This is a genomic window from Sphingobium sp. SG1 (assembly GCF_057063145.1).
The window spans coordinates 40,832-48,563 of record NZ_JBVVOJ010000020.1 but is presented as its reverse complement, the minus strand read 5'-3'; the positions used below and the strand labels follow the sequence as shown (position 1 = coordinate 48,563).

Here is a 7,732-nt window from a genome sequence, read left to right as displayed (position 1 = left end):
GGCGCGAGTGACGGGGCTCGAACCCGCGACCTCCGGCGTGACAGGCCGGCGCTCTAACCAACTGAGCTACACCCGCGTTCGGTGTGGGCGGCCGTCTATGCGGGTCCGGCCAAGCTGTCAACCGTCCTCGCCATCAGTTTCTTCACTTGTTGCATTTTCTTTGCGACGGCTGACCGTCAGCGTTCCCTGTTCGAACAGGAAACCGGCGATATCCGGGGTGCCGGCGGCGGCCACGACGGTCTGTACGATGATGAGCAACGGCACGCCGAGCAGCGCGCCCGGCATGCCCCATACCCAGCCCCAGAAAGTCAGCGAGACGAGAATCAGCAACGGGTTCATGGTCAGGCGACGGCCAAGGATGGTGGGGGTGATGACATTGGCCTCCACCAGATGGAATCCGATCTGGAGAAAGGCGGGCAGCAGCGCCGTCCAGACATCGTCGAACACCATGAGGCCGCCCAGCGCCAGCAGCACGGCGGCCAGCATCGGCCCGAAATAGGGAATGAAGTTGAGCAAGGCGACGATACCGCCCCACATCCAGGGCGATGGCATGCCGATCAGCCAGAGCGCCAGCGCCACGGCGAGGCCGAGGCACAGGTTGATGGTGGCGATCGTCATCACATAGGCGGAGGTTGCGTCGACCACATTCTGGATCACCCGCGCGACCGCCATGGCGCCGTCGAAACTGCCCCGGCTGTTGATCGTCCGGCGACGCAGCCGGGTCCAGCCGGCAAGGAAGAAATAGATGATGAGCAGCGCGAACACCATCTGGATGATCGCCGACGGGGCGGAGGCGGCCGCGAACTGCAGCAGCGATCCGGGCGTTTCCACCGCCGCCCGGTGCGCGACCGATGCCGGACCCGCGACCAGCATCTGGACGGTTTCGTCGACGAATCGCTGAGCCTGGGAATAGAAATCGATGAGCGGCGCCAGCGTCGCCTGAATCTTGGGCAGGCGCTGGGGCAGGATGCGGAACCAGTCGGTCGCCGGCACCACGATCAGCACCAGCGCGGTATTGGCGACGCTGAGGAAGGCGACGACCGCCAGCAGCGCCGACAGGCCCGAAGGCAGCCCGCGCCGCTCCAGCCATTCGAGCAGCGGCACCAGCGCGATCGCGATCACCAGCGCGGCGGTCAGCGGCAGGAAAAATTCGGCGCCCGCGCGCAGGGCGAAGGGCAAGGCAAGCAACAGGCCGACGCCCGAGGACAAGGCGATCGACGCCAGCAAACGGTCGCGCCGCCGATTGACTTCCAGTTCCTCGTTGGTGGTCACGCCCGATCCGTCCCCTGTGCAGCAGCCCTGCCGCTCTGCACCCGGCGCTGCGGCCGGTCAAATGCCATCGGCGAATCGCACCAGGAAGACGGCAAACAGGGGCTTAACCAAATATTGGGGAGACTGGCGGTAGGAGATGCGGACATTCGATAAGGGGGATATCGCATGGCAAGAGGGTTGATCGCGGGACTGGGCCTGATCGCAGGCATGACCGCATCCTGGCAGGCCGGGGCGCAGGACATGCGGCTCGACAGCCGGACCTTCGTCGAACGGGTGCAGACCGACATTAATGGCCGCCCGCGCCGCACCATCGCCAATGCCGAACGCGCCATGTCGGGCGACCAGCTGATCGTCGTGGTCGACTGGCGCCATGAAGGCAGCCGGACGGCCCATGGGCTGACCGTGGTTCGCCAGGTGCCGCGCGGCACCCTGCTCGACCTGACCGATCCCGCCATGCAGGCATCGGTCGATGGCGGCGCCCATTGGGGCCGACTGGATCAATTATGGCTGCCGACGCCGCTGGGCGGTGTCCGCCGCGCTACGCCCGAGGATATCACCCATATACGCTGGCGCCTGCCCGACAGCGTGGCGCCGGGACAATCGGGACGGCTGTCCTATCGGGCGCAGGTACGCTGACGCCGGCGGGACCGGAGCGACAATGGCCGCCCCGATCCCGTGCAATCAACCCTCGAACAGCAGGACCGGCGTTTCCAGCAGCTTGCGCACGGCCTGGACGAAGCTGGCCGCATCCCAGCCGTCGACGACGCGATGGTCGCAGCTGATCGACAGGTTCATCAGCTTTGCCGCGACGATCTCCTTACCCCGGAACATGGGGCGCTCGATCACGCGGTTGGGGCCGATGATCGCCACTTCGGGCCGGTTGATGACCGGGGTGGTGGCGATTCCGCCCAAGGGCCCGAGCGAGGTCAGGGTCAGGGTGGAGCCCGACAGTTCGGCCGATGTCGCCTTGCCGCTGCGCGCGGCGTCGGCAAGGCGGCGGATCTCGGTCGCCAGCTGCCAGACATTCCTGTCCTGCGCGTCGCGGATCACCGGGACCATCAGGCCTGCGTCGGTCTGCGTCGCCATGCCGAGATGGACGGCACCATGGCGCGTCACCACGCCCGCCTCGTCATCATAACGGGCGTTGAGCATGGGGAAGTCGGGCAGCGTCCTGCAGATCGCCACGATCAGTAGCGGCAGCATGGTGAGCTTGGGCCGATCGCCGCGATGCGCGTTGAGCTGTGCCCGCGCTTCCTCCAGCGCGGTGACATCGATTTCCTCGACATAGGTGAAGTGGGGAATGTGACGCTTTGACGCGGCCATATTCTCGGCAATGCGGCGGCGCATGCCGATGACCTTCACCTGCTCGTCGGCGCGCGGTGCGGTACGGCCGGCCGGGCGATAGCCCTGCCCCGCACCATAGAGAAGATAGGCGTCGAGATCGGCGTGGCGGATATGGTCGCCATTGGGCTTCACCAGGGCGAGGTCGATGCCCAGTTCCCTGGCGCGTGCGCGGACGGCAGGGGACGCGAGGATAGGGCTATCCTCCCCGGCACGGGGAGGGGGACCAGCCGCAGGCTGGTGGAGGGGGCTGTCCGCTTTCGCAAGCTGGGGCGTGATGGCAGGTTCTTCGACGGGCGCGTCCAGCGGCGCCCCCCCTCCACCATTCGCTTCGCGAACGGTCCCCCTCCCCGTATCGGGGAGGAATGGGGTCTCGGCCTCGACCGTTTCGACCGACGGCACGGGCGCATCAGCCACCCCCTCGCCTTCCGTCTCGATCTCCACCAGCATCGATCCGATCGACACCTGATCGCCGGGTTCACCCGCCAGACGCACGACGGTGCCCGCGACCGGGCTTTCCATCTCGACCGTCGCCTTGTCGGTCATCATGTCGGCAATCGGCTGGTCTTCCTCGACCCGGTCGCCGACCTGAACGTGCCAGCCGACAATCTCCGCTTGCGCAATGCCTTCGCCAATGTCCGGCAGCTTGAATGTGAACAGCGCCATTACATCCTCCCCCGTTCGTGCAGGGGCGTGGGAATGATCTGGCAAATGTCGTGCTGGGCACGAACGGAACAGGGAGGTGTAACGACCATAGCCCTCAGTCCTTCATGATCTTGTTGATGGCTTCGCGGATGCGCACGGGGCCGGGGAAATAGGCCCATTCCAGACTGTGCGGATAAGGCGTGTCGAAGCCGGTGACGCGCTCGATCGGCGCTTCGAGATGGTAGAAGCAGCGTTCCTGCACCAGCGCCGACAGTTCGGCGCCAAAGCCGCTGGTCCGCGTCGCTTCATGCACGATCAGGCAGCGGCCGGTCTTCCTGACCGACGCCTCGATCGTCTCGATGTCGAGCGGCACCAGGCTGCGCAGATCGACGATTTCTGCATCGATGCCCAGCTTCGCCACGGTATTTTCGACGACATGGACCATCGTGCCATAACAGAGGATGGTCAGCGCCTCGCCGGGTCGGGCGATGCGCGCCTTGCCCAAGTCGATGCGATAATAGCCCTGCGGCACCTGCGCATCTGCATGGCCCGCCCAGCTCTTGGCCGGCGTGTCATAATGGCCGTCGAACGGGCCATTATAGATGCGCTTGGGCTCGAAGAAGATGACCGGGTCATTATCCTCGATCGCCGCGATCAGCAGGCCCTTGGCATCATAGGGGGTGGACGGGATCACCGTCTTGACCCCGGATACATGGGTGAAGATGCCTTCCGGGCTCTGGCTGTGGGTCTGGCCGCCGAAGATGCCGCCGCCAAAGGGCGAGCGCACCGTCATCGGCGAGATGAACTCGCCGGCCGAGCGATAGCGCAGCCGCGCCGCCTCGCTCACCAGCTGGTCGAGCGCGGGGTAGATATAGTCGGCGAACTGGATTTCGGGCACCGGCCGCAGGCCATAGGCGCCCATGCCGACCGCGACGCCGATGATGCCGCATTCGGTGATCGGCGTGTCGAACACGCGGTTCTTGCCATATTTCTGCTGCAGGCCGGCGGTGGCGCGGAACACGCCGCCGAAATAGCCGACATCCTCGCCCATCACCACGACATCGGGGTCGCGGCCCATCATCACGTCCAGCGCGCTGTTGATCGCCTGGATCATGTTCATCTGCTGGGTGTCAGCCACAGCTTCGAGAGGCGCTTCAATCATGGCGCGATCCTCCAACGCCGTTCGCCCTGAGCGAAGTCGAAGGGCTCTGCAGAGCCGAAGGCGAAGCGACTTCGCTCCGCTCAGTAGAGGGCTTCGACAAGCTCAGCCCGAACGGAAAAATATGTGTTTTCATCACAGCCCTGCCGCCTTCCATTCGTCCAGCATCTGCTGCTGCTGTTCTTTCAGGTGCCAGGGCATGTCCTCGAACACGTCCTGGAACATGCTTTCCATCGGATGGTGGAGGCCATGGCCCAATATGCCGTTCTTTTCCGCCTCGCGCGCGGCATCGCGGACCATCTCGGCCAGTTCCTGGTCCATCGCGGCGTGGCGTTCCTCGTCCCAGATGCCCAGCGTGATGCAATGCTGCTTCAGCCGCGCGATCGGATCGCCGAGCGGCCATTTGCTGCTTTCCTCGGCCGAGCGGTAGGCGGTCGGATCGTCGGACGTGCTGTGCCCTTCGACGCGATAGGTGAAATGCTCGATCAGGGTCGGGCCGCCATTGGCGCGGGCGCGATCGGCGGCCCAGCGGGTGGCGGCATAGACGGCCAGCACGTCATTGCCATCGACGCGCAGCCCGGCAATGCCATAGCCGATCGCGCGCGCAGCGAAGGTGGTCGCCTCTGCCCCGGCAAAGCCGGAGAAGCTGCTGATCGCCCACTGGTTGTTCACCACATTCATGATGACCGGGGCGCGATAGACGCTGGCGAAGGTGCAGGCCGAATGGAAGTCGCCCTCCGCGGTCGAGCCCTCGCCGCACCAGGTCGCGGCGATGCGGGTGTCGCCCTTGGCCGCGCTCGCCATCGCCCAGCCCACCGCCTGGGGATATTGGGTGGTGAGATTGCCGGAAATGGAGAAGAAGCCGGCCTCGCGCGCCGAATACATGATCGGCAGCTGGCGCCCCTTCATCCGGTCGCCCTTGTTCGAATAGATCTGGTTCATCATGTCGACGATGGACCAGTCGCGCGCGATCAATATGCCCTGCTGGCGATAGGAGGGGAAGCACATGTCGTCGCGCGACAGGGCAAGCGCGGCGCCGATCGACACCGCCTCCTCGCCGGTCGACTTCATGTAGAAGCTGGTCTTGCCCTGGCGCTGGGCGCGGAACATGCGGCCGTCAAAGGCGCGGGTCAGCGCCATGTAGCGCAGCATTTTGAGCAGCGTGTCCGCCGGCAGCTTGGGATCCCAGGCGCCGACCGCATGGCCATCCTCGTCCAGCACGCGGACCAGCCCATAGGCGAAGTCGCGCATCTGCGAGGGATGGGTCGCCTCGTCCGGGCGCGGTGCCGCGTCGGCCGCGGGAATGTCGAAATGGGTGAAGTCCGCGCTTTCACCGGGCCGCGCGGGCGGCTCGGGCACATGCAGCTGCAGCGGCGGCAGGTTGCGTCCCTGCCCGTCCGTCACAGCGCCGGATTCGATCGAATCGGTCATCCTGCCTCCTATTGTGCGTTGCAATAATATTGCTTGTTGCAATTATTATATTTCAACGCCGCGCAAGGCAAGCCTTACTGACCCAATTCCTTTTCGCCTGTCGCCTTCGCTGTCACCTCAGACGGCGACGGGCGCGGAAATATGGGCCTGCGGCGCATAATCCTGCACCTCGAAATCCTCGATCCCATAGTCGAAAATGCTCGAAGGCCGACGATTGATCCGCAGCTTCGGCGCGCCAGCCGGCGTGCGGCTGATCTGCTCCTCCACCAGATCGGCATGGTTGAGGTAGAGATGGACGTCGCCGCCCTGCCAGACCACCTCGCCCGGCTCCAGATCACATTGCTGGGCCAGCATCCGGGTGATCATCGACAGGCCGAAGATGTTGAAGGCAAAGCCCAATCCCAGGTCGCAGCTGCGCTGGAAGAGCAGGCCGTTGAGGCGGCCATCGGACACCTGGAACTGATAGGTCATGTGGCAGGGCGGCAAGGCCATCTGCGCGACTTCCGCGACATTCCAACCGGTGAAGAGCAGGCGGCGCGAACCGGGGTTGGTGCGAATCGCATCGACCAGCGCGGCGATCTGGTTGTGGCCCTGTGCTGCCCGGCGAAACAGGCCGTCGCCGGCCGGCTCGTAGCGCGGCCAGTTCACCCATTGGGCGCCATAGACCGGACCGAGATCACCCCATTGCCGGGCAAAGGCTTCATCCTCGATGATTCGCGCCTCGAACGCGTCGCGGTCGATATCCTCGCCGGTCGCCTTGCGGTAGCTGTCGAGCGGCCAGTCGGTCCAGATATGGACATTCTGCTTCACTAGTTCGCGGATATTGGTGTCGCCGGTCAGGAACCACAGCATCTCGCGCGCGGCGACCTTCCAATAGACCCGCTTGGTGGTGAGCAGCGGCACCGCATCGTCGGCCAGCGAGAATCGCAGGGTCGCGCCCAGGATCGATCTGGTGCCAACGCCGGTGCGGTCGATCCGCTCGTCGCCATGGCGCCAGATATGGCGCATCAGGTCGAGATATTGCTCTTCATAATGGGGCGGCTGCGGCGACATGGCGTGCAAGGTCAATGATCCTGGGATGGGAATGAATCTGGGCGTCCCGTCCATGTAGCATCCCCCCTGCCCCGCTGTCCCGACCAAAGGTCGCGCCATAACGGATGCGACTGCCCGCCGGGCCTGCCCCGTTCCGCCACTACGGATCATTCCTCACCTCCGATCCCTGCCCATTGCTGACAGGCTGCGTGCCCAGGGGGTGCAATGCTGACATTGGTGATTCTCGACGAGGACGGCCAGCCGCGCGACCGGCTGCACCCCGATGGCAACTGGCCCTGCCTGGTCGCGCATCTGCTGGCGAGCGATGCCCGGCGCGTCATCCTGCACCAGCAGCGGGGCACGGCGGCACCGCAGCCGGTCGACATCGCGCTGACCCGCAGCCTGCACCGCCGGCTGCGGGCGCTCGACATCCACCTGGCCGATCATCGGATCGACACGCCAACCGGCTGTTTCAGCTTCCGCGATGCGGGTCTTTTGTAGAATTTTCAAAAAAGCGCATCAGGTGGCTTGCCAGCCCTCAAACCCCTCTCTATAGGCGCACTCCTGCCTTACGGGGCCGCCCCAAAAGCGGCTTCGGCACCGGTCGGGGAATAGCTCAGCCTGGTAGAGCACTGTCTTCGGGAGGCAGGGGCCGGAGGTTCGAATCCTCTTTCCCCGACCAACTTATTCGCCTGGACTTCGGTTCGGGACGATAAGCAGAAAAACCCCGGACTTCCATCGGAAGTCCGGGGTTTTTGCGTTCTGTTTCCTTGCATGCCCTTCGGACCGCGGACCGACCGAGGGCATAACGAACCCGGTTCGGTACGCCCCCTGTCCTGACTTCAAGAGCCT

General features: G+C 65.0%; 7 protein-coding genes and 2 tRNA genes. 3 read left to right on the top strand and 6 right to left on the bottom strand.

What is annotated here, in order from left to right:
- Positions 1-2: 2 nt before the first annotated feature.
- A tRNA-Asp gene (locus AC0KVN_RS24310) sits at positions 3-76 on the bottom strand.
- Positions 77-117: 41 nt separating this feature from the next.
- The gene (locus AC0KVN_RS24305; protein ID WP_483656443.1) at positions 118-1,272 is read right to left on the bottom strand and encodes an AI-2E family transporter; all 1,155 of its coding nucleotides are present in this window, start codon (positions 1,270-1,272) and stop codon (positions 118-120) included.
- A gap of 165 nt (positions 1,273-1,437) precedes the next feature.
- On the opposite strand from AC0KVN_RS24305, the gene AC0KVN_RS24300 reads away from it, so the two are divergent.
- The gene (locus tag AC0KVN_RS24300; RefSeq protein WP_435567737.1) at positions 1,438-1,908 is read left to right on the top strand and encodes a hypothetical protein; all 471 of its coding nucleotides are present in this window, start codon (positions 1,438-1,440) and stop codon (positions 1,906-1,908) included.
- A gap of 45 nt (positions 1,909-1,953) precedes the next feature.
- On the opposite strand, the gene AC0KVN_RS24295 is transcribed toward AC0KVN_RS24300, so the two are convergent.
- The 4 genes from AC0KVN_RS24295 to thyA form a co-directional block, all read right to left on the bottom strand.
- Positions 1,954-3,279: a dihydrolipoamide acetyltransferase family protein gene (locus tag AC0KVN_RS24295; protein WP_435567738.1), complete on the bottom strand. Its 1,326-nt coding sequence runs from the start codon at positions 3,277-3,279 to the stop codon at positions 1,954-1,956.
- 94 nt (positions 3,280-3,373) lie between these two features.
- Positions 3,374-4,378: an alpha-ketoacid dehydrogenase subunit beta gene (locus tag AC0KVN_RS24290; protein ID WP_099232408.1), complete on the bottom strand. Its 1,005-nt coding sequence runs from the start codon at positions 4,376-4,378 to the stop codon at positions 3,374-3,376.
- A gap of 174 nt (positions 4,379-4,552) precedes the next feature.
- Positions 4,553-5,848, bottom strand: coding sequence for a 3-methyl-2-oxobutanoate dehydrogenase (2-methylpropanoyl-transferring) subunit alpha (locus tag AC0KVN_RS24285; RefSeq protein WP_010337241.1), 1,296 nt, complete (start codon positions 5,846-5,848; stop codon positions 4,553-4,555).
- Positions 5,849-5,965: 117 nt separating this feature from the next.
- Positions 5,966-6,901 carry a thymidylate synthase gene (gene thyA, locus AC0KVN_RS24280; protein WP_017502205.1) on the bottom strand — a complete coding sequence of 312 codons (936 nt, stop codon included), beginning with the start codon at positions 6,899-6,901 and terminating at the stop codon, positions 5,966-5,968.
- Between the two features lie 204 nt (positions 6,902-7,105).
- Between thyA and AC0KVN_RS24275 the strand changes: the two genes are divergently transcribed.
- Both AC0KVN_RS24275 and AC0KVN_RS24270 read left to right on the top strand, forming a co-directional pair.
- Complete coding sequence (locus AC0KVN_RS24275) at positions 7,106-7,381, top strand: JAB domain-containing protein (RefSeq protein WP_279730257.1); 276 nt, start codon at positions 7,106-7,108, stop codon at positions 7,379-7,381.
- A gap of 104 nt (positions 7,382-7,485) precedes the next feature.
- A tRNA-Pro gene (locus tag AC0KVN_RS24270) sits at positions 7,486-7,562 on the top strand.
- The last annotated feature ends 170 nt before the right edge of the window (positions 7,563-7,732 follow it).

Excerpts from the sequence above, each read along its gene's own strand:
- AC0KVN_RS24300 (WP_435567737.1), top strand. The coding sequence starts at position 1,438 with ATGGCAAGAGGGTTGATCGCGGGACTGGGCCTGATCGCAGGCATGACC.
- AC0KVN_RS24295 (WP_435567738.1), bottom strand. The coding sequence starts at position 3,279 with ATGGCGCTGTTCACATTCAAGCTGCCGGACATTGGCGAAGGCATTGCG.
- AC0KVN_RS24290 (WP_099232408.1), bottom strand. The coding sequence starts at position 4,378 with ATGAACATGATCCAGGCGATCAACAGCGCGCTGGACGTGATGATGGGC.
- AC0KVN_RS24285 (WP_010337241.1), bottom strand. The coding sequence starts at position 5,848 with ATGACCGATTCGATCGAATCCGGCGCTGTGACGGACGGGCAGGGACGC.
- thyA (WP_017502205.1), bottom strand. The coding sequence starts at position 6,901 with ATGTCGCCGCAGCCGCCCCATTATGAAGAGCAATATCTCGACCTGATG.
- AC0KVN_RS24275 (WP_279730257.1), top strand. The coding sequence starts at position 7,106 with ATGCTGACATTGGTGATTCTCGACGAGGACGGCCAGCCGCGCGACCGG.